The following is a 20,850-nucleotide window of genomic DNA, read 5'->3' as shown; positions in this document are numbered from 1 at the left end:
GGCGCCGCAGGCCCCGGCCGCGCCGCGTGCCGCCGCGCCGCAGGCTGCTCCGGCTCAGCCTGCCCCGGAGGAAATGAACGGGCTCGATATCCCGACTTTCCTGCGCCGCCAGAGCAACTAAGCCCGGCGAATCGCCGCAAGGTAGAAGGCCCCCGTGTCACACGGGGGCCTTTTGCATTGCGTCATTTCATTTAGAAACAATCGTTTAGAGCGAAACACGCGGTAATAAGCGTTGAATCGCCTAATAGCCTCGCCGGTGTCATTTAAATCCTGCCAGGAGCGTTAAAGGTTTTGGTTACGCTCCGCCAAGGACAGGATCAGAGGCGTTTTATGGACGGTTCCCTTGCAGTTCAGACGGGTCGGCGGAAGACGCTGAAGGCGCCGATCGGCTGCGTGGGCGTGGGCCTCCATTCTGGCCAGCGCGCCAGCCTCACCCTGAATCCCGCCCCCGCCGGTACCGGCATCGTGTTCCGCCGCAGTGACCTGGGTGTCGATATCGCCGCCCGTTTCGACTGGGTGGGCGATACCCGTCTCTGCACCGCCCTGATCGCGCCCGGCCGCCCGGAAGCGCGAATCGGCACTGTCGAGCATGTGATGGCCGCTCTTTTCGCCTGCGGCATCGATGATGCCGTGGTGGCGGTGGATGGGCCGGAAGTGCCCATCATGGACGGTTCCGCGGCCCCCTTCATCTTCCTGATCGATTGCGCCGGCACGGTGGAAAGCCTGGAGCCGCGCCGCCGGATCGAGGTGCTGAAGACCGTGCGCGTCCAGGCCGGCGAAGGCCCCGGCGCGGCCTGGGCCGAGCTTTCCCCGAACCTGACCGGCGGCTTCGAGGCCTCCCTCGGCATTCAATTCGACGGCACCGCCATCGGCCGCCAGACCATGAACCTGCGGGTGACGGAGAATTCCTTCCGCGCCCTGCTGGCCGATGCCCGTACCTTCACCCTGGCGCAGGAGATCCAGCAGCTCCGCGCCGTCGGGCTGGCGCGTGGCGGCAGCCTGTCCAACGCCGTGGTGGTGGATGGCGATGCGGTGCTGAACCCCGGCGGCCTGCGCCATCCGGAGGAATTCGTGCGCCACAAGCTGCTGGACGTGGTGGGCGACCTGGCCATGGCCGGCGCGCCGCTCCGCGCCCGCTTCCGCGGCGAGCGCTCTGGCCACGCGCTGAACAACCGCCTGTTGCGCGCCCTTTTCGCCGACCCGACCGCCTGGCGCTGGGAGCAGGACGAGGTGGTTTCCCTTCCCTTCGCCCGTCCGGCGCTGCGCGAGCCGGTGGCGGCCTGAGGCCCCCCTGGTGGCTGCCCCCGGCGGCATGATATAGAGCCGGCGCGATGCGCATCCGTTCCCCCCGCTCCCTCCGTTTCACGCTGTTGCTGGCAGCCCCGCTCATGCTGGGTGCCTGCTCCTCTTGGAACGGCAAGTCCGATTCTCTCCGCGCCCGTGCCGACCTTTCGGCGCAGACGCCCGAGGCCCTCTATGCCGCCGGCATGGATTCCCTGAAGCAAGAGCGTTACGCCGATGCACAGGGTTTCTTTGAGGCGGTGGAGCGGGAACATCCCTATTCCACCTGGGCCACTGGCTCCTCCCTGATGTCGGCTTATTCCGACTATCAGCGGAACCGCTATACCGAAGCCATCGGCGGGTTGAACCGCTTCATCCAGTTGCACCCCGGGCATCGCGACATCGCCTATGCCTATTACCTGCGTGCGCTCTGCTACTATGAGCAGATCGTCGACTCGCAGCGGGACCAGAAGGGCACCGAGATCGCGCTGGCGCAGCTTCAGGAAGTGGTGAACCGCTTCCCCGACAGCTCCTATGCCCGCGATGCCGCGCTTAAGATCGACTTGGCGCGCGACCACCTCGCCGGGCGCGAGATGGAGATCGGCCGCTTCTATCAGGCACGCGGCTTGCCGCAGGCCGCCATCGGCCGCTTCCGCCGCGTCGTCGAGCAATATCAGACCACCAACCATGTGCCCGAGGCGCTGCACCGGTTGACCGAGATCTATCTCTCGCTTGGCCTGACGGATGAGGCGCGCAAGACCGCCAGCGTGCTGGGCCACAACTACCCGGGCAGCCCCTGGTACCAGGACTCCTATGCCCTGCTGGTCGATGGCGCTCCGCCGGCCGCGGGCGATCGCCCTGGCTTCGTGCGCCGCAGCCTCGACTGGATCTTCTGAGGCCGGCGCATGCTGGTCTCCCTCGCCATCCGCGATGTCGTCCTGATCGAGCGGCTGGATCTCGCCCTCGGCGCCGGTCTCACGGTGCTGACGGGCGAGACCGGCGCCGGCAAGTCCATCCTGCTCGACAGCCTCGGGCTGGCGCTTGGCCAGCGGGCCGAGGCCGGGATGGTGCGCGCCGGGCAGCCCCAGGCTTCCGTCGTTGCCTCCTTCCACCTCCCGGCCAGCCACCCGGCCGTGGCGCTGATCAGCGAGCAGGGTATCGAGGCCGAGGACGAGCTGGTGCTGCGCCGCGTGGTGCAGGCCGATGGCCGCTCCCGCGCCTTCATCAACGACGAGCCGGTGGGCGTCGGACTGCTGCGGCGGCTGGGCGCGCTGCTGGTGGAAGTGCAGGGGCAGCACGATCAGGTCGGGCTGGCCGATCCCGCCTCCCATGCCGGGCTGCTGGATGCCTTCGGTGGGCTGGATGCCGACCGCGCCAAGGTCGGCGAGGCCTTCCGCACCTGGCGCAATGCCGAGCGTGAGCTGACGGCGGCGCGCGAAGCCATCGCCAGCGCCCAGCGCGACGAGGAATGGCTGCGCCACGCCGTGGGCGAGCTGGACGAACTGGCGCCGGAGGAAGGCGAGGAAGACCGCCTGGCCGAAGAGCGCCAGACCATGCAGCAGGGCGAACGCCGCGCCGAGGCCGTCGCTTCCGCCTTGTCCGAGTTGCAGCCGCGCGACCGCCGTGGCGGCGCCGGCCCGGCCGCCGCGCTGCGCAATGCCGCGCGGGCGCTGGAACGCCTGCCTGCGCCCAATGAGGAAGCCGCACCCGCCATTGCCGCGCTGGGCCAGGCGCAGGACGCGCTGGCCGAGGCAGAGAATCTGCTGGAGCGCCTCTCCCAGGGCATGGCGCCCGACCCGCGCCGGCTGGAGCAGGTGGAGGAGCGCCTCTTCGCCCTGCGCGCCGCCGCCCGCAAGCACGCCATCCCGGTGACGGAACTGCCGGCCCTGCTGCGCGAGTTGAAGGAGCGGCTTTCCGCCCTGGATGCCGGCGCCGAGCGTGCCACCGCCTTGGAAGCTGCCGCCGCTGCCGCCAAGGCCAGCTATTTAGAGGTGGCGCAGGCGCTTTCCGACAACCGTCGCGCCACCGCCGGCAAGCTGGAAGAAGCCGTGGCGCGGGAGTTGAAGCCGCTGAAGCTGGAGCGCGCCCGGCTGCATATCTCCATCGAGCGGCGGGACGAGCGCGGCTGGGCCAGCGATGGGCTGGACCGCATCATCTTCCTGGTCTCCACCAACCCTGGGCAGAAGCCGGGGCAGTTGGAGAAGATCGCCTCGGGCGGTGAGCTGTCGCGGCTGATGCTGGCGCTGAAGGTGGTGCTGGCGCGTGGCTCGCCCGTGCCGACGCTGGTCTTCGACGAGGTGGATAGCGGCGTCGGCGGCGCCACGGCGGCGGCGGTGGGCGAGCGGCTGGCCCGCGTGGCCGAGCGCCTGCAGGTGCTGGTGGTGACGCATAGCCCGCAGGTGGCGGCGCGCGGGGCGCAGCATCTCCGCGTCTCCAAGGGCATCCGCGCCGAGCGGGCGGAGACCCGGGTGGAGCCGCTGGACGACCGCGCGCGGCGCGAGGAACTGGCCCGCATGCTGGCCGGCGAAACCGTGACCGAGGCCGCGCGCGCGGCGGCGGATAGCCTGCTAGACGGTGCGGCCTAAGCCGCGTTAGCAAGCGGCATGACCCGCCGCGACACGCCCCCCGAGCAACTGACCGAACAGGACGCCGCCGCCGAACTGGCCGCGCTGGCGCAGGAGATCGCGGCGGCGGATATCGCCTACCATCAGCAGGACGCGCCCGTGATGACGGACGCGGAATACGACGCCCTGCGCCGCCGCAATTCGGCGCTGGAGGCGCAGTTCCCGCACCTCAAGCGCGCCGACAGCCCCAATGAGGCGCCCCCGGGTGCAGCCCCGGCGGCGGGTTTCGCCAAGTCCCGCCACGGCACGCCGATGCTGAGCCTGGACAATGCCTTCGCCACCGCCGACTTCGAGGAATTCGCCAAAAGCATCCGGCGCTTCCTGAAGCTGGGCGAGGATGAGGTGCTGCGCTTCGTGGGGGAGCCCAAGATCGACGGGCTCTCGGTCAACCTGACCTATGAGAAGGGCGCCTTCGTGCGCGGTGCCACGCGCGGCGACGGCACGGTGGGCGAGGATATCACCCGTAACCTGGAAACGCTGAACGAACTGCCGCGCCAGCTTCCGGCCCCCTTCCCCGAACACATCGAAATCCGCGGCGAGGTCTTCATGACCAAGGCGGATTTCCTCCAGTTCCATGCCGAGCAAACCCGGCTGGCCGAGGAGCGCGAGCAGCGGCGGGAGCGGGGCGAGAAGGTGGGGCCGGAGATCCGCATCCCCGCCAATCCGCGCAATGCCGCCGCCGGGTCGTTGCGGCAGCTCGACCCGGAGGTGACGGCGCGGCGGCCGCTGAAGCTCTTCGCCTATGCCCAGGGCGCTTCCAGCACGCCGGTGGCGGAAACGCACAGCGAATACCTGAAGCAGCTCGAGAGCTGGGGCTTCCAGGTGAACCCCCTCTCCCGCATCGTGCCGGATGAGAATGCCGCCGAGGCCTTCCAGGCGGAGATGGCGGAACAGCGCGCCGGGCTGGACTATGACATCGACGGCGTCGTCTACAAGCTGGACCGGCTGGATTGGCAAACGCGGCTGGGCTTCGTCGGCCGCACGCCGCGCTGGGCCATCGCCTGGAAGTTCCCGGCGGAGCGTGCCGTCACCGAATTGCTTCGCATCGACATCCAGGTTGGCCGCACCGGCGCGCTGACGCCGCGCGCGGTGATGCAGCCGGTGAATGTGGGCGGCGTGATGGTGCAGCACGCCACGCTGCACAACGAGGACGAGATCGCGCGCAAGGATGTGCGCATCGGCGATACCGTGGTGCTGCAACGCGCGGGCGACGTGATTCCGCAAATCGTCAGCGTGGTGCTGGAAAAGCGCCCGGCCGACAGCCAGCCTTTCGAATTCCCCACCACCTGCCCCGCCTGCGGCAGCCACGCGGTGCGGCCCGAGGGCGAGGTGGTGCGACGCTGCACCGGCGGGTTGATCTGCCCGGCGCAGACGGTGGAACGGCTGAAGCATTTTGTCAGCCGCAACGCGCTGGATATCGAAGGATTGGGCGAGGAGAATATCATCGCCCTGCACGAGGCCGGGCTGGTGAAAAGCCCCGCGGATATCTTCAGGCTTCACGAACACACCACCACGATCCGGCAGTGGGAAGGCTGGGGCAAGGGCGGCAAGAGCTCGAAGAAGCTGGACAACCTGCTGGCCGCCATCGAGGCCCGCCGCAACCCGGCGCTGGAGCGTTTCATCTTCGCGCTCGGCATCCGCCGCATCGGGGCGCAGAACGCCAAGCTGCTGGCGCGCCACTACCACAGTTTTGCGAACTGGCGCGCCAAGATGCTGGCGGCCACCACCATCGGCTCCGAGGCGCGGGAGGAACTGGGCTCCATCCAGGGCATCGGCCCGGCCATCGCGACGGAACTGGCGGAATTCTTCGCGGAAGCGCGCAACCGCGCCGCGCTGGACGACCTCGCCAGCCAGGTGGTGCCGCAGGATGCCGAGAGCATCGGCGACAGCGACAGCCCCTTTGCCGGCAAGGTGGTGGTCTTCACCGGCACGCTGGAGCAAAGCTCGCGCGACGAGGCGGAAGCCATCGCCGACCGGCTTGGTGCCAAGGTCACCAAGAGCGTCTCCAAGAAGACCGATTTCGTGGTGGTGGGCGCCGATGCCGGTTCCAAGGCCAAGAAGGCGGCGGAACTCGGCGTCAGGACGCTGACGGAGGCGGAATGGCGGGAGATGGCGGGGCTGGCGTAAGCAGCGCCTCCAGCGCCCGGCGCAGCAGGCCCACCGGGTCCCGCCCTTCTCCGGTGGAGATCAGGGCGCGGTGGCTGGCATTCAGCACCCAATGCCGCGCGCCCGGCAGCAGGGTGGAGGACACCGGCACCATGCCGTCATTCGGCCCGGCGCCGCGCCGTTCCAGCCACTCCGCCAGCGGCAGGTAATAGCGGTCAGGCCCCACCGCGGTGGCGCGCTTCACCTGGCTGCCGATGCACAGCACCGGCAGGCTGGCGGTCAGGGCGGCCACCGCCCCGGCGTGATGGGACATCCAGGCGCTGCGGGCGGTGGTGGTCAGGTCCACCAGCCCATCGCCGGTGCCGACGCCCAGCAACCGCGCCAGCTGCCGTGCCGCCCCGTGCAATGAGCGCGAGCGCAGCACCGCATCGGCCAGCGCGGAGCCGAAGAAGGGCGACTGGATGGCCAGGAAACCGGCGCAATGCGCGGCGACACCCGGCCGTAGCAGCGCGGCCAGCGATTCCAGCCCGCCCTTGCTATGCGCCACCAGAAGGCAGGGCTCCTGCTGCGCCAGCAGGATGCGCGCCAGCAGGGCGGCATTGCGCTCCACTGGCGCGGAAGTGGGCAGGGCCACCACGCTGGCTTCCGCCCCCGAGGCACGTAGCCAGGCGAGCTGCGTGCCCATATAGTCGAAGCCGATGGGCCCGAGGCGGGCGATGACCTCCCCCGCCAGCCCATAGGCCAGCAGCACACGCCGCCCGGCCAGCGCCGGCATGGGCGCCTGCGGCATCAGAGCGGGGCGCAGGCGCGGGCCAGCCAGGATGCCACCTCCGGCTCCAGTTCCGGTCCGATCTCGGCCAGCACGCGGGCGTGGTAGGCGTCGATCCAGGCGCGCTCCTCCGCCGTCAGCAGCGCGAGGTCGATCAGTCGGCGGTCATAGGGCGCCAGGGTCAGCGTCTCGAAGTCCAGGAAGGGCTTCACCTGCCCCGGCAGGCTATCGGCGGCGCGGGTCAGCAGCAGGTTCTCGATGCGGATGCCATAGGCGCCGGGCAGGTAGAAGCCGGGTTCGTTGGACAGGATCATGCCTTCCTGCAACGGCACCGGCTTGGCGGCGCGGCTGAAGGCCACCGGCCCCTCATGCACCGACAGGAAGCTGCCGACGCCATGGCCGGTGCCGTGGTCGTAATCCAGCCCCGCATCCCAGAGCGGCCGGCGCGCCACCGCGTCCAGATGCGGCCCCGCCGCCCCCTGCGGAAAGCGCAGGGTGGACAGCGCCACATGGCCGCGCAGCACCCGGGTATAGCGGTCCACCAGATCGGCCGGCGGGATGCCGGGGCCGGTCCAGAGAGTGCGGGTGACATCGGTGGTGCCGTCGGTGAACTGGGCGCCGCTGTCGATGAGGTAGCATTCATCGGCGCGGATCGGGCGGTCGGTTTCCGGCGTGGCGCGGTAGTGGATGACGGCGCCATTCTCGCCGGCACCGGAAATGGCCGGGAAGCTTTCGGCCCGGAACAGCGGCAGCGCAGCGCGGAAGGCCAGCAGGCGCTCGGCGGCGGAAACCTCGGTCAGGCCGCCCTTGGGCGCTTCGGCCTCGAACCAGCAGAGGAAGCGCGCCAGGGCCAGGGCGTCGCGGTGGTGGGCGGCGCGGCTGCCCTGCTGTTCCACCGCGTTCTTGCGGGCGCGGGGCAGGCGCACGGGGTCCTCGCCCTTGGTGAGATGCGCCCCGGCCTCCAGCAGCGTGGCGGCGTACCAGATAGGGGTGATGTCCGGGTCCACCCGTACGCGGCAGCCGCCCATGTCGCCCAGCACATCGCCCAGGGAGGCCGGAGTGTGGATGGCCACTTGGTTGCCCAGATGAACGCGCGTCTCAGGCCCCAGCTTGGCGGGTTCCATGAACAGATCCACGCGGCCATCAGCCCGCAGGATGGCGCTGCCAAGCGCCAACGGCGTGTGGGACAGGTCGCCGCCACGGAGATTCAGCAGCCAGGCCACGGAATGGGCATCGGCCAGCACGGCGGCGTCCTCGCCAGCCTCGCGGAGCTGGGCGGCGGCGGCGGCGCGCTTCTCCTCGCTGCCCTGGCCCGCCAGTTCCAGCGGCTGCGGCACGGCGGGGGCCATGGGCGGCGCCGGGCGGTCACGCCAGATGTCGTCGATCGGGTTGGCCACCAGCGGCACCAGCACGGCGCCGGAAGCCGCCATGCGGTCGATAAAGGATTGCGGGTGCAGGCGCGGGTCGTAGCCGATGCGCAGCCCGGCAGCGTGTTCCTCCAGCCAATCCTGCGGCGGCTGCTCGATCAGGTGACGGCGCTCCCAGAGCGCGGGATCGGTCTGGGCGGCGGCCTGGCTGGTATAGCGCCCATCGGTGAAGATGGCTGCCTTCTGCGCGAGGACGATAGCCATGCCAGCTGAGCCGGTGAAGCCGGTCAGCCATGCAAAACGTTCAGCACTCGGCGGCACATACTCGCCCAGGAACTCATCGGACCTGGGAATCAGCACCCCATCGACTCCCAATCCAGGCAAGCTTTCGCGTAGAGCCTCCAGATGGACAGAATAGTTCGCCGCCGATGTCATTTTCATGAGCTTCCCGTTAAAGACATGTTTCCATAGTAATCAATGCAGAACGCGCATGGCTGAGCCATGTGCGCGGCGCTACTCAATCGGAGCCGGAAGAGTATCTAAGGGCCAACGCAAACGGGCGAGCGACCACGGCAGGAGCCGGACACGCTGCCCCTAGAGACAGCGATATCGGGACACAGCAGTCATGAACGCCCTCATCAACCAGTCTGCCGCCATTGAAGCCATCCGTCAGGAGGCTATCCGGGAGCGCGACGCCAAGATCAGCGGCTGGTTCCGCAAGGTGGTCCGCGCGATCGTGGAATATCCCGCCCGCCGCCGCGTGATGGACGAGCTGTCGATGCTGACGGATCGCGAGCTGGCCGATATCGGCCTGACCCGCGGCGACATCGGCCGCGTCTTCGACATGGTCGAGGATCGCCCCTCCGCCACGGTGCATAGCCTGCCTGTCGCGAAGAAGAACAAGACCGTGGAAGTGGCCGTCCGCGCCCACCGCATCGCGGCCTAAGTTTTTTCGGTTCTCTTGTGCAACCTGGGCCCCGCGCCCAGGTTGTATGGACAGAGACCAGTTACCGAGGCGGCGCTCCTCACTACTCCCCCTCCCCCCAACGCCGTTTCGGTTTGATCGCCCTGCCGCCCCTTACCCCTGGGCAGCAGGGCGATCTCTTTTGGGGAGGCAGCTCAGCCTCAGCGCTTGCGCAGCACCAGCGCGGACCAGGCACCTTGGTCGATCCGGCGCTCCAGCACCAGCCCGGCACGGCGATGCGCCGCCAGCACCATCCGCACCTGCGTGCCCAGAAGGCCGGCCAGGATGGCGGTGCCGCGGGGCGCCAGATGGTCCGCCAGGTCCTTGGCCATCGAGCACAGCGGCCGGGCCAGAATATTCGCGAAAACAAGGTCGTAGCGGCCGCCATGCACCGCCGGGTGCCGCCAGCCATCGGCCAGCTTGGCCCGCACCATATGCAGCAGCCCGTTCATCCGCGCATTCTCGGCGGTGATGCGGACGCTCCAGGGCTCGATATCCGTGGCCAGCACCGGGCGCTTCAGCTGCTTGGCCGCCGCCATGGCCAGGATACCGGAGCCGGTGCCGATATCCAGAATGCGGCGCGGCCGCCGATGCGCCATGCCCTCGAAGCCGATCAGGCAACCACGGGTTGAACCATGCTCGCCGGAACCGAAGGCCAGACCGGCATCCAGCTTCAGCACGATCTTGCCGCGGGTGACCGGGTCCGGCACATGGGTCGGTCGGATCACGAATCGGCCGCCGATCTCCTGCTCGGGGAAAGCTTCCACCGTGCGGGCCAGCCAGCCTTCCGCCTCCACCGGCGCGCGCTGCAGCTCCGGCGGCTCGATACCGGAGATGGCGGCTGCCAGGGTCAGGGCCGGCAGCAGTTCCTCATCCCCCACGCTGACCTCACGCACCGCTTCCAGGCGCCAGGTGTCGGTCGGGTCGTCCTTGAAGTAGCCCACCGTCAGGCAGACGGTCTGAAGGGCGGCTTCGAAGGCGGGCACGGCATGCTCAGGCAGGCCGTCCAGGGTCAGGGTTTCCAGCTGTTGCGGGTGGCGGCGGTTGGTCAGGCCCTGGTTCATCAAGCTTTTTCCACGAAGGTGTCGATCACGCGCTTCCGCCCGGCATGCTCGAACTCGACGTCCAGCTTGTTGTCCTCGGCGGCGACCACGCGCCCATAGCCGAATTTCTGGTGAAACACCCGCTGCCCAACCGGAATGGCCGCCGTGCGCGCCGGGCGCTCCGCCACTTCCCAGGAGCCGGCCTCGATCACCCGCGGCTTGCGCGCCACCAGCGGGAATTGGCCGGAGAAGGCGGAGGGCGCCGAGGCCATGCGGTTGCGGTGCGCGCCGGCGCCGCCTTCCCGCTCCACATGCGCATCGGGCAATTCGTCCAGGAAGCGGCTGGGGACGGCGCTGCTCCAGGTGCCATACATCTGCCGGTTGGCGGCATGGCTGATGATGCAATGCTTGCGGGCGCGGGTGATGCCGACATAGGCAAGCCGCCGCTCTTCCTCCAGCGACTTCTCCCCGCCCTCGTCCAGCGCCCGCTGGTTGGGGAAGAGACCCTCCTCCCAGCCTGGCAGGAAGACGGTGTCGAATTCCAGGCCCTTGGCGGCATGCAGCGTCATCAGGCTGACGCGCTCGGCCTCCGCGTTCTCGTCATTCTCCATCACCAGCGCGACGTGTTCGAGGAAGCCCGCCAGGGTATCGAACTCGCCAATGGCGCGGAGCAGTTCCTTCAGGTTGTCCAGGCGCCCGGCGGCCTCGGGCGACTTGTCCTGCTTCCACATGTCCGTGTAGCCGGATTCGTCCAGCAGCGTGGCCGTGACCACCACATGGCCATCGCGCGGCAGCGCCTCCCGCCAGCGGGCGAAGCCTTCCAGCAGCTCATGCAGCGCCGCCTTCGGCTTGGCGCGGATGGCGCCGGTCTCGATCATCCGCCAGGCCGCCACCACCAGCGGCTTGCCTTCCTGCCGCGCCAGGTTGTGCATGGCGCGGATGGTGGTATCGCCCAGGCCGCGCTTCGGCGTGTTGACGATGCGCTCGAAGGCCAGGTCGTCGGCGGGCTGGTTCAGCACCCGCAGATAGGCCATGGCGTCGCGGATCTCGGCGCGCTCATAGAACTTCTGGCCGCCGACCACGCGATAGGGCACGCCCAGGGTGATCAGCCGCTCCTCGAAGGCGCGGGTCTGGAAGCCGGCGCGGACCAGGATGGCCATCTCGGAGAGCCTGTCGCCCCGGCGCTGCCCCTGCTCGATCCGGTCGCCCACCATGCGGGCCTCTTCCTCGGAATCCCAGAGGGAGACGACGCGCACCTTGTCGCCTTCGGCATCGTTGCGGCCGGGGCGCAGCGTCTTGCCCATGCGGCCGTTGTTCTGCGCGATCAGCCCGGCGGCGGCGCCCAGGATGGGACGGGTGGAGCGGTAGTTGGATTCCAGCCGCACCACGGTGGCGCCGGGGAAATCCCGCTCGAAGCGCAGGATGTTCTCGATCTCGGCACCGCGCCAGGAATAGATCGACTGGTCGTCGTCGCCGACGCAGCAGATGTTCTGCGGCTCCGGCGCCGGGCGCTGGGCCAGCAGGCGCAGCCACAGGTACTGGACGGTGTTGGTGTCCTGGTACTCGTCCACCAGAATGTAGCGGAAGGTGCGGTGGTAGCTGGCCAGCACATCCGGGTTGCTGCGCAGGATCTCGACCACCAGCATCAGCAGGTCGCCGAAATCGACGGCATTCACGTCCTTCAGGCGGCGCTGGTACTGGGCGTAGAGGTCGCGGGCACGGCCATTGGCGAAGTCCACGTCCTCGGCCGCCGTGACGCGGTCCGGCGTCAGCCCCTTGTCCTTCCAGCGCTGGATGGCACCCATCAGCGCCTGCGGCGTCCAGCGCTTGGTGTCGATATTCTCGGCCACCATGATCTGCTTCAGCAGCCGCATCTGGTCGTCGGTATCGAGGATAGTGAAATTGGGCTCCAGCCCCGCCAGCGCCGCGTGCCGCCGCAGCATGCGGGCGCAGAGGGCGTGGAAGGTGCCGAGCCACAGCCCTTCCGCCGGCTGGCCCAGGATGGCGGAGACACGCTCCCGCATCTCCTTGGCCGCCTTGTTGGTGAAGGTCACGGCCAGGACCTGGCTGGGCCAGGCGCGCCGCGTCATCAGGATATGGGCGAAGCGCGTGGTCAGCACCCGCGTCTTGCCGGTGCCGGCGCCGGCCAGCACCAGCAGCGGGCCATCGACGGTCTCGACCGCCGCGCGCTGCTCGGGGTTCAGGCGGGTCAGGTAATCGCTCATGCGCCCCTACTCACGTTCACAGGCACCGACGGAGGCGGCGGCGCAGCGGCGCTGGCCATCCACCCAGAGGGCGCCACCCAGCATGGCGCCGGACAGATCGGCCGCGCCCAGCTCGGCGCCCTGGAGGTTGGCGCCGCGCAGGTCGGCGCGAAAGAAGCGGGCCTGCCGCAGGTCCGCCCCGGCCAGCGAGGCATCGCGCAGCGTAGCCCGGGTGAAATCCGCCCCGCGCAGCACGGCGCCGGAGAGGTCGGCCCCGGTCAGGTCGGCGGAGGTGAAGCGGGCATCCGGCCCCTCCGCCCCCGCCAGCTTGGTGCCGGCGAGCTTGGCGCGGGAGAAGCTGGCATCGCGCAACACGGCGCCGGAGAGGTCAACGCCGCGGAAATCCTGCCCATCCTGCAGGCAGCGGCGCCAATCCACCTTTGGGGCCGCCGCATCGGTGCAGGCTGCCGCCGCCGGGCCGGCGGAGAACAGCAGGGGCAGGACAAGCAGCGAGGCCAGGAGAAGAATCACGCCGCTGGCTATAGAACGTCTTGCGAACAAGACCAAGCCTTGGCGGGGGTTCACCCCTTCTTCGGCCGCGCCCCGAGGATATGCGCGATGGCGTAGGAGAGGTCGGCGCGGTTCAGGGTATAGATGTGGAACTCGTCCACGCCATTGGCCTGCAGCAGCCGCACCTGCTCCGCCGCCACGGCGGCGGCCACCATCTTGCGGGTCTCGGGGTCGTCTTCCAGCCCATCGAAGAGCGTACCCATCCAGTCCGGCACATTGGTGCCGCACATGGCGGAGAACTTCTTCACCTGCTTGAAATTGGACACCGGCAGGATGCCGGGCACGATCGGCACGGTGATGCCGGCAGCCAGGGCGCGGTCCAGGAAGCGCAGGAAGACCTCGGTATCGAAGAAATACTGCGTGATGGCGCGGGTGGCGCCGGCATCGATCTTGCGCTTCAGGTTGTCGATGTCGTGCTGGGCGGAGGACGCGGTGGGATGCGTCTCCGGATAAGCGGCCACCGAGATCTCGAAATCCCCGATACGCTTCAGCCCGGCCACCAGGTCGGCGGCATAGGCATAGCCCTGGGCATGCGGCGTATAGGTTTCCTCGCCTGTGGGCGCGTCGCCGCGCAGCGCCACGATATGGCGCACGCCGGCCTCCCAGTAGCGGCGGGCGACCTCATCCACCTCGTCCCGGCTGGCGCCGACGCAGGTCAGATGGGCGGCGGGGGTCAGGGACGTTTCCTTCACCAGCCGCGCGACGGTGGCGTGGGTGCGCTCCTGCGTCGTGCCGCCGGCACCATAGGTGACGGAAACAAAGCGCGGCGCCAGCGGCTCCAGCCGCCGGATGCAGGCCCAGAGCTGCTGTTCCAGCGCTTCCGTGCGCGGCGGAAAGAACTCAAAGGACAAGGCCGGCGCCGGCTGGGCCATGCTTTGCGGCAGGCCGGCGACGCGGGGGCCGGTCAGCCAGCGCCGCAGCGTGTCCTGGCTTCCGGTGGTCTGCGCATGGGAGGGCCCGGCAGGGGCGTCGACGACTTGGTTCATGACGGTGCGCATCCTATCCGAAGCCGGCGGCCAGGTGAACGGTCCTGCGGCCGGGCTTCCGGCAGCATGAGGCCCCCGATGGCGAAAAGGTGACAAGCAGCGCCTCGGCTTCCGCTGGCGCTTCTTCCATAATGATGCCTCGCTGCATATACATACGTTCACGTTCGTATATAAGCTGTCGACGCAAATACGCCGCGAAGCGCAACCTTCGCCGCTGGCGGCCAGTTAGTTCCCGCGCCACGCCCCTCAGGATACGTTCCGCCGATGTCCTCCCTCCGCCGCCCTTCCCTGCTGCTGCTCGGCCTGCTGGCCCTTTCGGCCTGCGCCACGCGCCCTCCAGCCAGCGAGCCGGAGGCCCTGGCCGAATACGAGCAGAACAACGATCCGCTCGAACCCTTCAACCGTGCCATGTACACGGTCCATAACGGGATCGATCAGGTGGTGCTGCGGCCGGCGGCCAAGGCCTATCAGTTCGTGGTGCCGCAGCCGGTGCGGACCGGCGTGCGCAACGTGCTGTCCAACCTGCGCACCCCCGTTGTCGCGGTGAACGACCTGCTGCAGGGCGAGCCGGACCGGCTGCTGGTGACGGTCGGGCGCTTCATGATCAACACCACCTTCGGCCTGGGCGGCATCTTCGACGTGGCGGCGGAAGCTGGCATGCCCGGCCATACGGAGGACTTCGGCCAGACCTTCGCCACCTGGGGCATTGGCGAGGGGCCCTTCCTCTTCCTGCCGATCCTGGGCCCGAGCAACCCGCGTGACCTGGTGGGCTATGGCGCCGGCGTCGCCGCCGACCCGCTGACCTGGATCCTGGCCGACAATGGCCCGACGGCCGAGGGCCTGGGCTATGCCCGGCTCGGCCTGACCATCCTCGACACCCGCGAAGGGCTGCTGGAGACGGTGGACGCCATCAACGAGACCAGCCTGGACCCCTACGCCACCTATCGCAGCGGCTACCGGCAGAGCCGCAACCAGCAGATCCGCAACGCCGGCGAATTGCCCGCCACCGCCGGGCCGCTGGCGCAGCCCCGCACCGGAACCCCCGCGCCCTGACGGCGTTGAATACGACATAACGACTGACACAAGCAGAACGAGATATTCGCAGTATGAACCGCCGTATCCTGCTGGCCAGTATCCTGGCCACACCCTTCGCGTCGGCCGCCATCCGGCCGGCGCATGCCGAGATCGACATCAACCGCGCCGTCCAGTTCATCCAGGCCACCGGCCAGGACATGGTGGCGGCCATCAATGCGCGGCAGCCGGTGGCGGCGCGGCGGCAGCGTGTGGCCAGCATCCTGCGGCAGGCGGTGGATATCGATGGCGTCGGCCGCTTCATCCTGGGCCGCTGGTGGCGCGTCGCCTCCCCCGCCGAGCAGCAGGAATACATGCAGCTGTTCGAGGAGACGCTGATCCGCAACCTCTCCGCCCGCTTCGGCGAATATGAGGGCGTGCGCTTCAACCTGGGCCGCAGCCAGCAGCGCACCGAGGACGACGTGCTGGTGAACACCATCATCGAGCGCCCGGGCCAGGCCGCCTTCAACCTGGACTGGCGCGTCGGCGAGGTGAATGGCCAGCCGCGCGTGGTGGACGTGATTGCCGAGGGCACCTCGCTGCGCCTGACGCAGCGCAGCGAGTATTCCGCCGTGATCAGCCGCAACGGCGGCCAGGTCGCCCCGCTGCTGGCCGCGATGCGCCAGCAGATCGCCGCCCTGGCGGCACGCGAAGGGCGCTGAGCCCTTCCTTCCAGTCTCGTCGCCGGGCCCTTAAGTCCGGCGGCGCAGGATGGCCTGCATCATGTGCCCATCCACGCTGGGGAAGACTTGGCGGGAGGCACATTCCTCCGGCTCCACCATCGCCAGCAGGGATTCCATCTCCCGCTGCGTGGTCCAGCGCGGCGTGCGCTCCAGATAGGCATCGATCCAGGCGGCTTCCGGCACCGGCGCGCCAGGGGCGCAGAGCAGCAACCGCCCGCCCGGCCTCAGCACCCTGAAGGCAGCGCCCACCAGCTCGGCCGTGGCCGAGGGGGTCCAGAACAGCGGCGGGCGCGGGATGCAGATCAGGTCGAAGCAGCCCCGCCCATAGGAGCGGCGCGCGAAGCTGCGCAGGGAACAGCGGAGCATCTGCAGGGAAAGGCCCTGCGGCAACCCTTGCCGCAGGGCCTGGCGCTGCTCGGGGTCTTCCTCCAGCACCACCCAGCGGCCGATGCGCCCCAGCCGGGTCACCTCGCCCGCTTCGCGCAGATGGCCGGCGCCCAGGGTCAGGATGCTGGCATCGGGCACATCGGCCGCCACGGCATCCACCATCCGCGCCAGCAGCGCGTGGCGGTCGCGCAGCGCATTGGCCCAGGGCAGCGTGCGGGTGACGGCGAAAAGGTCACGCCCCGCGCGTGAGGTATCATCCAGCAGCGGCTGGGCGGCGGGATGGCCCAGCAGCAGGTCCAGCCGCACGGCGAGCGGCCGCGAGGTATGGAAGACCAGCGGATCCTCCCGCATCAGGCGGCGCATGGTCGGGTGGCTGCGCAGCAGGTGGCGCACCCGCATCCAGTCCTGCGTGTTCTGGCGCATGGCGGCGCAAAGGCGGATCAGTGCCCCGAGGGCCGCCGGGGCCCATCCCGGCTCCCAGGCCAGCTCGACCATCCGGTCGAGTTCCTGGTTCAGCTCCGCCTCTTCCCAGTGGCGCGGGCTGTAGGATGACGTCGTGTTGTCATGCATCGGCAGCCCCTTTCTCGCTTCTCCTGCCATAACTGCTCTACCGTTAGGCGCATTACCCAAATTGGTCATGCGGTCGCAAAAAAGTGACCCTCACGCGGCGTTGATGAGCCGAAAGGCATGCAACCTTTTGGAATAGACCCGCATGCACAACGAATAGGCAGCTCAACGCCCCCTTCTTCGCACCCCGCCTGAGGGACAGAGTGGTGCGGCACTTGCATGGCCCCCGCCGAGTGAAACAGTGAGGCGGGCCGTTGCAGGCGGATGTGGAGCTGATCAGGGTCACCAAGCGCTACGGGGGCGGCGCGGTGGCGGTGGACGACATCTCACTCGCCATTCCCGCCGGCAGCTATTGCTGCCTGCTGGGCCCCTCCGGCTGCGGCAAGACCACGACCCTGCGGATGATCGCGGGGCATGAGGAGGTCAGCGACGGCGACGTACTGATCGGCAACCGCAACGTCACGAACCTGGAGCCGGCCGCGCGCGGCACGGCCATGATGTTCCAGAGCTACGCGCTGTTTCCTCATCTCTCGGCGCTGGAGAATGTGGCCTTCGGGCTGCGCATGCGCGGCGTGGGCAAGCCGGAGCGGCTGAAGCGGGCGCAGGAATTCCTCGACCTTGTGCAGCTTTCCGCCATGGCGGGGCGGCTGCCCAGCCAGCTTTCCGGCGGCCAGCAGCAGCGCGTGGCGCTGGCCCGTGCGCTGATCACCCATCCCCGCGTGCTGCTGCTGGATGAGCCGCTCTCCGCCCTCGATCCTTTCCTCCGCACCCAGATGCGGGAGGAGCTGAAGCGGCTGCAGCGGGAGCTGGGCATCACCTTCATCCACGTCACCCATGGGCAGGATGAGGCCATGGCGCTGTCGGATATCGCGGTGGTGATGAATGGCGGGCGCATCGCCCAGGCGGCCCATCCGCGCGAGGTCTTCGAGAAGCCGGCCAGCGCCTTCGTCGCCCGCTTCATCGGCGGCCACAACGTGCTGCGCCTGCCGGAAGGGCGCTTCGCCGTCCGCACTGACCGCTGCCGGCTGGGGGGCGGCCGCCTCGCCGGGCATGTCACCGCCATCGAATACCAGGGCGCCGCCGTGCGCGTGGTGCTGGCCGCCCAGGACGGCCAGACCGCCGAGGCCATGCTGCCCGATGCCCTGTTCCACGCCGCGCCGGTCAGCCCCGGCGCGGCGGTGACCCTGGGATGGGATGCCGCCGACGCACATCCCCTGCCCCAGGCTGACGCTGCCTGACGACAACAGAAGGACTGAGGATATGAGCAAGACCACCCTCACCCGTCGCGGCGTGCTGGCGCTGACTGGCGCGGCCCTGGGCAGCGGTGCCGTCACCGGCTTCCCCACCATCTGGGCGCAGAACATCAAGGACGTGACGCTGCGCCAGATCGGCACCGGCGTTTCCGGCCTCAACCCGATCGCCGAGCAGGTGAAGAAGGACCTGGGCTTCACGCTGCAGCTGACGGTGACGGATACCGATGCCGTGGCGCAGCGCGCGGCCACCCAGGCGCGCAGCTTCGATATCGCCGATATCGAATACTTCAGCATCAAGAAGGTCTATCCGACCGGCGCGATGCAGCCGATCGACACCAAGCGCATCAAGCTGATGGACAAGATCGTGCCGATCTTCACCACCGGCAGGCTGACGCCGGAGAGCCAGATGGGCCAGGGCACCTCGCCCTTCTCCGTCGGCTTCGTGGAGAGCAAGGACGCCAAGACCTTCGCCGGTCAGCGCACCGAGCTGATGACGCTGATGCCCACTGTCTACAACGCCGATACCCTGGGCATCCGCCCGGACCTGGTGGGCCGCCCCATCACCAGTTGGAAGGACCTGATGGACTCGGCCTTCAAGGGCAAGGCCAGCATCCTGAACATCCCCGGCATCGGCATCATGGATGCCGCCATGGTGGCGGAGAGCGCCGGCGCCATCCAATACGGCGACAAGGGCAACATGACCCGCGCCGAGATCGACAGGACCATTGCCTTCCTGATCGAGGCCAAGCGCGCCGGGCAGTTCCGCGCCTTCTGGAAGAGCTTCGACGAGAGCGTGAACCTGATGGCCTCGGGCGAGGTGGTCATCCAGTCCATGTGGTCTCCCGCCGTGGCGGCGGTGCGCTCCCGCGGGGTGCAATGCGTCTATCAGCCGCTGGCTGAGGGCTACCGCGCCTGGGGCTCCGGTCTTGGCCTGATGCGGCACCTGACCGGGCTGCAGCTCGACGCCGCCTATGAATACATGAACTGGTACCTCTCCGGCTGGTGCGGCGCCTTCCTCAACCGCCAGGGCTACTACTCGGCGGTGCTGGAGACGGCCAAGGCCAGCATGTCCGAGAACGAGTGGGGCTATTGGATGGAAGGCAAGCCCGCCACCGCCGAGATCCTCTCCCCCGATGGCAAGCCCATGGAGAAGGCCGGCGCGGTGCGCGACGGCGGCTCCTTCCAGGAACGCATGGGCAAGGTGGTCTGCTGGAACTCGGTGATGAACGAGGACCGCTACATGGTCCAGAAATGGAACGAGTTCATCGCGGCGTAAGGACCGACGGATGCGCCGCTCTGCCCTCTTCTCCTGGCTGCAGGCGGCGCCCCTGGCGCTGGTGCTGGCCATCTTTCTGGTCGTGCCGATGGCCATGATCGTGGTCGTCAGCTTCTTCGACTACAGCGCCTTCAGCCTGATCCCCGATTTCGTCTTCACCAACTACCGCGAGGCCTTCGGCTCCGCCGTCACCTGGCGCACCTTCGGCAAGACGCTGTGGTATGCCGGGCTGGTCTGGGCCATCACCTTCGCCCTGGGCTTCTGGCTGGCCTACTACCTCGCCTTCATCGTGCGCGGGGAGATGACGCGCATGGTGCTCTTCGTGCTCTGCACCGTGCCTTTCTGGACCTCCAACCTGATCCGCATGATCGCCTGGGTGCCCTTCCTGGGCCGCAACGGGCTGATGAACCAGGCGCTGATCGGCGCCGGGCTGATCGACCAGCCGCTGGAATTCCTGCTGTTTTCCGACTTCGCGGTCGTGCTGGCCTTTGTGCATCTCTACACGCTCTTCATGGTGGTGCCGATCTTCAACACCATGATGCGCATCGACCGCCGGCTGCTGGAGGCGGCGCGCGATGCCGGCGCCAGCTTCTGGCAGACGCTCTGGGTGGTGATCCTGCCGCTCTGCAAGCCGGGCATCGGCATTGGCAGCATCTTCGTGGTGGTGCTGGTGCTGGGCGACTTCGCCACCGTGCGGCTGATGAGCGGCGGCCAGAGCGCCTCGGTCGGGCTGATGATCTCCAACCAGATCGGGCTGATGCAATACCCAGCCGCCGCCGCCAATGCGGTGGGCCTGCTGGTGATGGTGCTGCTGCTGATGGCCGCCATCCTCCGCGCCATCGATATCCGCAAGGAGCTGTGACGCCAGCCATGCCCGGACGTACCGCCCGCATCCTGCTGACCCTGCTCTTCGCCGTCTTTCTCGCCTTCCTCTATGGCCCGACGCTGACCATCACCATCCTCTCCTTTCAGGGGCCGGATGGCGGGCTGACCTTCCCGATGAACGGCGTCTCCCTGCACTGGTTCGGGCGCCTCTTCGCCACCCAGGCGGTGGGTGATCTCGGCGCGGCGCTGCGGCGCTCCCTGGCCCTGGCGGCCATGGTCACGGCCTGCACCGTGCTGATCTCGCTGGCCGCCGGCATGGCCTTCCGCCGCCGCTTCCCCGGCGGCACCGCGCTCTTCTACCTGACACTGGCCAGCCTGATCGTGCCCTCCATCCTGGTCAGCCTCGGCGTCGGGCTGCTTTTCACGCTGATGGAATGGGAACCCGCCTGGTATTCCTCCGCCTTCGGGGCGCAACTGACCTGGACCCTGCCCTTCGGCCTGCTGATCATCTTCGCCCTCTTCAACCGCTTCGACCGCGCCTGGGAGGAAGCGGCGCGCGACCTGGGCGCCACGCCCTGGCAGAGCTTCCTGCATGTCGTGCTGCCCATCATCGCGCCTGGCGTGGTGGGCATCGCCCTCTTCGGCTTCACCCTCTCCTTCGACGAATTCGCCCGCACGCTGCTGACCGCCGGCACCGGCAATACCCTGCCGCTGGAGATCCTGGGCATGACCACCACCGTCACGACCCCGGTTCTTTATGCCCTCGGCACCGCCTCCACCGCTCTCTCCTTTCTCGTTATCGGCTTGGCCATCCTGGGTGTAAGAGGCTTGCGAAGACAGCGCGGAAGGTGAAACTTCCTCCCCGCTTCCAACC

General features: G+C 68.7%; 18 protein-coding genes. 11 read left to right on the top strand and 7 right to left on the bottom strand.

The features are described from left to right. Positions 1-330 precede the first annotated feature (330 nt). Genes lpxC through ligA form a run of 4 tightly spaced genes read left to right on the top strand, consistent with a single transcriptional unit; the run spans position 331 to position 6,032 of the window. Positions 331-1,284, top strand: a complete 954-nt coding sequence (lpxC, locus tag IBL25_RS05055; RefSeq protein WP_187777464.1) for a UDP-3-O-acyl-N-acetylglucosamine deacetylase — start codon at positions 331-333, stop codon at positions 1,282-1,284. A gap of 47 nt (positions 1,285-1,331) precedes the next feature. Then, entirely contained in the window at positions 1,332-2,177 is an 846-nt protein-coding gene (locus tag IBL25_RS05050; RefSeq protein ID WP_187777463.1) for an outer membrane protein assembly factor BamD, read from the top strand. Between the two features lie 9 nt (positions 2,178-2,186). Then, positions 2,187-3,866: a DNA repair protein RecN gene (gene recN, locus IBL25_RS05045; RefSeq protein WP_187777462.1), complete on the top strand. Its 1,680-nt coding sequence runs from the start codon at positions 2,187-2,189 to the stop codon at positions 3,864-3,866. Between the two features lie 18 nt (positions 3,867-3,884). Continuing rightward, positions 3,885-6,032, top strand: a complete 2,148-nt coding sequence (ligA, locus tag IBL25_RS05040; protein WP_187777461.1) for an NAD-dependent DNA ligase LigA — start codon at positions 3,885-3,887, stop codon at positions 6,030-6,032. Here ligA and IBL25_RS05035 read toward each other — a convergent pair. Then, complete coding sequence (locus IBL25_RS05035) at positions 5,983-6,801, bottom strand: hypothetical protein (protein ID WP_187777460.1); 819 nt, start codon at positions 6,799-6,801, stop codon at positions 5,983-5,985. The genes ligA and IBL25_RS05035 overlap by 50 nt on opposite strands. Further along, a complete protein-coding gene (locus IBL25_RS05030) occupies positions 6,801-8,582 on the bottom strand; it encodes an aminopeptidase P family protein (RefSeq protein WP_187777469.1) in 1,782 nt (593 codons plus the stop codon). Before IBL25_RS05030 ends, IBL25_RS05035 begins: the two co-directional genes overlap by 1 nt. A 190-nt stretch (positions 8,583-8,772) precedes the next feature. Between IBL25_RS05030 and IBL25_RS05025 the strand changes: the two genes are divergently transcribed. After that, positions 8,773-9,093 (top strand): DUF1127 domain-containing protein, encoded by a 321-nt coding sequence (locus IBL25_RS05025; RefSeq protein WP_187777459.1) that lies wholly within the window; start codon positions 8,773-8,775, stop codon positions 9,091-9,093. Positions 9,094-9,272: 179 nt separating this feature from the next. Here IBL25_RS05025 and IBL25_RS05020 read toward each other — a convergent pair whose 3' ends face one another. The 4 genes from IBL25_RS05020 to metF are packed head-to-tail and all read right to left on the bottom strand — an operon-like array spanning position 9,273 to position 13,800. Then, the gene (locus tag IBL25_RS05020) at positions 9,273-10,175 is read right to left on the bottom strand and encodes a 50S ribosomal protein L11 methyltransferase (protein ID WP_187777458.1); all 903 of its coding nucleotides are present in this window, start codon (positions 10,173-10,175) and stop codon (positions 9,273-9,275) included. Further along, a complete protein-coding gene (locus tag IBL25_RS05015; protein ID WP_187777457.1) occupies positions 10,175-12,379 on the bottom strand; it encodes an ATP-dependent helicase in 2,205 nt (734 codons plus the stop codon). Before IBL25_RS05015 ends, IBL25_RS05020 begins: the two co-directional genes overlap by 1 nt. A 6-nt stretch (positions 12,380-12,385) precedes the next feature. After that, positions 12,386-12,889, bottom strand: a complete 504-nt coding sequence (locus IBL25_RS05010; RefSeq protein ID WP_239418046.1) for a pentapeptide repeat-containing protein — start codon at positions 12,887-12,889, stop codon at positions 12,386-12,388. Positions 12,890-12,939: 50 nt separating this feature from the next. Continuing rightward, positions 12,940-13,800 (bottom strand): methylenetetrahydrofolate reductase, encoded by an 861-nt coding sequence (gene metF, locus IBL25_RS05005; protein ID WP_379656013.1) that lies wholly within the window; start codon positions 13,798-13,800, stop codon positions 12,940-12,942. Between the two features lie 378 nt (positions 13,801-14,178). Between metF and IBL25_RS05000 the strand changes: the two genes are divergently transcribed. Together IBL25_RS05000 and IBL25_RS04995 are read left to right on the top strand one after the other, a co-directional pair. After that, positions 14,179-14,967, top strand: a complete 789-nt coding sequence (locus IBL25_RS05000; protein ID WP_187777455.1) for an MlaA family lipoprotein — start codon at positions 14,179-14,181, stop codon at positions 14,965-14,967. 53 nt (positions 14,968-15,020) lie between these two features. After that, positions 15,021-15,647, top strand: coding sequence for an MlaC/ttg2D family ABC transporter substrate-binding protein (locus tag IBL25_RS04995; protein WP_187777454.1), 627 nt, complete (start codon positions 15,021-15,023; stop codon positions 15,645-15,647). Between the two features lie 30 nt (positions 15,648-15,677). Here the strand turns inward: IBL25_RS04995 and IBL25_RS04990 are convergent, their stop codons facing one another. After that, the gene (locus tag IBL25_RS04990; RefSeq protein ID WP_187777453.1) at positions 15,678-16,625 is read right to left on the bottom strand and encodes a class I SAM-dependent methyltransferase; all 948 of its coding nucleotides are present in this window, start codon (positions 16,623-16,625) and stop codon (positions 15,678-15,680) included. 251 nt (positions 16,626-16,876) lie between these two features. Here IBL25_RS04990 and IBL25_RS04985 point away from each other — a divergent pair, with 251 nt between their 5' ends. Genes IBL25_RS04985 through IBL25_RS04970 form a run of 4 tightly spaced genes read left to right on the top strand, consistent with a single transcriptional unit; the run spans position 16,877 to position 20,828 of the window. Beyond that, complete coding sequence (locus tag IBL25_RS04985) at positions 16,877-17,860, top strand: ABC transporter ATP-binding protein (protein ID WP_187777452.1); 984 nt, start codon at positions 16,877-16,879, stop codon at positions 17,858-17,860. A 22-nt stretch (positions 17,861-17,882) separates the two neighbouring features. Next, positions 17,883-19,151 carry an ABC transporter substrate-binding protein gene (locus IBL25_RS04980; protein WP_187777451.1) on the top strand — a complete coding sequence of 423 codons (1,269 nt, stop codon included), beginning with the start codon at positions 17,883-17,885 and terminating at the stop codon, positions 19,149-19,151. Positions 19,152-19,161: 10 nt separating this feature from the next. Continuing rightward, complete coding sequence (locus IBL25_RS04975) at positions 19,162-20,013, top strand: ABC transporter permease (RefSeq protein WP_120637959.1); 852 nt, start codon at positions 19,162-19,164, stop codon at positions 20,011-20,013. A gap of 8 nt (positions 20,014-20,021) precedes the next feature. Continuing rightward, positions 20,022-20,828, top strand: a complete 807-nt coding sequence (locus IBL25_RS04970; protein ID WP_187777450.1) for an ABC transporter permease — start codon at positions 20,022-20,024, stop codon at positions 20,826-20,828. The last annotated feature ends 22 nt before the right edge of the window (positions 20,829-20,850 follow it).

It is taken from the genome of Pseudoroseomonas ludipueritiae (assembly GCF_014490445.1).
Lineage (GTDB): Bacteria > Pseudomonadota > Alphaproteobacteria > Acetobacterales > Acetobacteraceae > Pseudoroseomonas > Pseudoroseomonas ludipueritiae.
This window is presented reverse-complemented; position numbering and strand designations above follow the sequence as displayed.

Excerpts from the sequence above, each read along its gene's own strand:
- lpxC (WP_187777464.1), top strand. The coding sequence starts at position 331 with ATGGACGGTTCCCTTGCAGTTCAGACGGGTCGGCGGAAGACGCTGAAG.
- IBL25_RS05050 (WP_187777463.1), top strand. The coding sequence starts at position 1,332 with ATGCGCATCCGTTCCCCCCGCTCCCTCCGTTTCACGCTGTTGCTGGCA.
- recN (WP_187777462.1), top strand. The coding sequence starts at position 2,187 with ATGCTGGTCTCCCTCGCCATCCGCGATGTCGTCCTGATCGAGCGGCTG.
- ligA (WP_187777461.1), top strand. The coding sequence starts at position 3,885 with ATGACCCGCCGCGACACGCCCCCCGAGCAACTGACCGAACAGGACGCC.
- IBL25_RS05035 (WP_187777460.1), bottom strand. The coding sequence starts at position 6,801 with ATGCCGCAGGCGCCCATGCCGGCGCTGGCCGGGCGGCGTGTGCTGCTG.
- IBL25_RS05030 (WP_187777469.1), bottom strand. The coding sequence starts at position 8,582 with ATGACATCGGCGGCGAACTATTCTGTCCATCTGGAGGCTCTACGCGAA.
- IBL25_RS05025 (WP_187777459.1), top strand. The coding sequence starts at position 8,773 with ATGAACGCCCTCATCAACCAGTCTGCCGCCATTGAAGCCATCCGTCAG.
- IBL25_RS05020 (WP_187777458.1), bottom strand. The coding sequence starts at position 10,175 with ATGAACCAGGGCCTGACCAACCGCCGCCACCCGCAACAGCTGGAAACC.
- IBL25_RS05015 (WP_187777457.1), bottom strand. The coding sequence starts at position 12,379 with ATGAGCGATTACCTGACCCGCCTGAACCCCGAGCAGCGCGCGGCGGTC.
- metF (WP_379656013.1), bottom strand. The coding sequence starts at position 13,800 with ATGGCCCAGCCGGCGCCGGCCTTGTCCTTTGAGTTCTTTCCGCCGCGC.
- IBL25_RS05000 (WP_187777455.1), top strand. The coding sequence starts at position 14,179 with ATGTCCTCCCTCCGCCGCCCTTCCCTGCTGCTGCTCGGCCTGCTGGCC.
- IBL25_RS04995 (WP_187777454.1), top strand. The coding sequence starts at position 15,021 with ATGAACCGCCGTATCCTGCTGGCCAGTATCCTGGCCACACCCTTCGCG.
- IBL25_RS04990 (WP_187777453.1), bottom strand. The coding sequence starts at position 16,625 with ATGCATGACAACACGACGTCATCCTACAGCCCGCGCCACTGGGAAGAG.
- IBL25_RS04980 (WP_187777451.1), top strand. The coding sequence starts at position 17,883 with ATGAGCAAGACCACCCTCACCCGTCGCGGCGTGCTGGCGCTGACTGGC.
- IBL25_RS04975 (WP_120637959.1), top strand. The coding sequence starts at position 19,162 with ATGCGCCGCTCTGCCCTCTTCTCCTGGCTGCAGGCGGCGCCCCTGGCG.
- IBL25_RS04970 (WP_187777450.1), top strand. The coding sequence starts at position 20,022 with ATGCCCGGACGTACCGCCCGCATCCTGCTGACCCTGCTCTTCGCCGTC.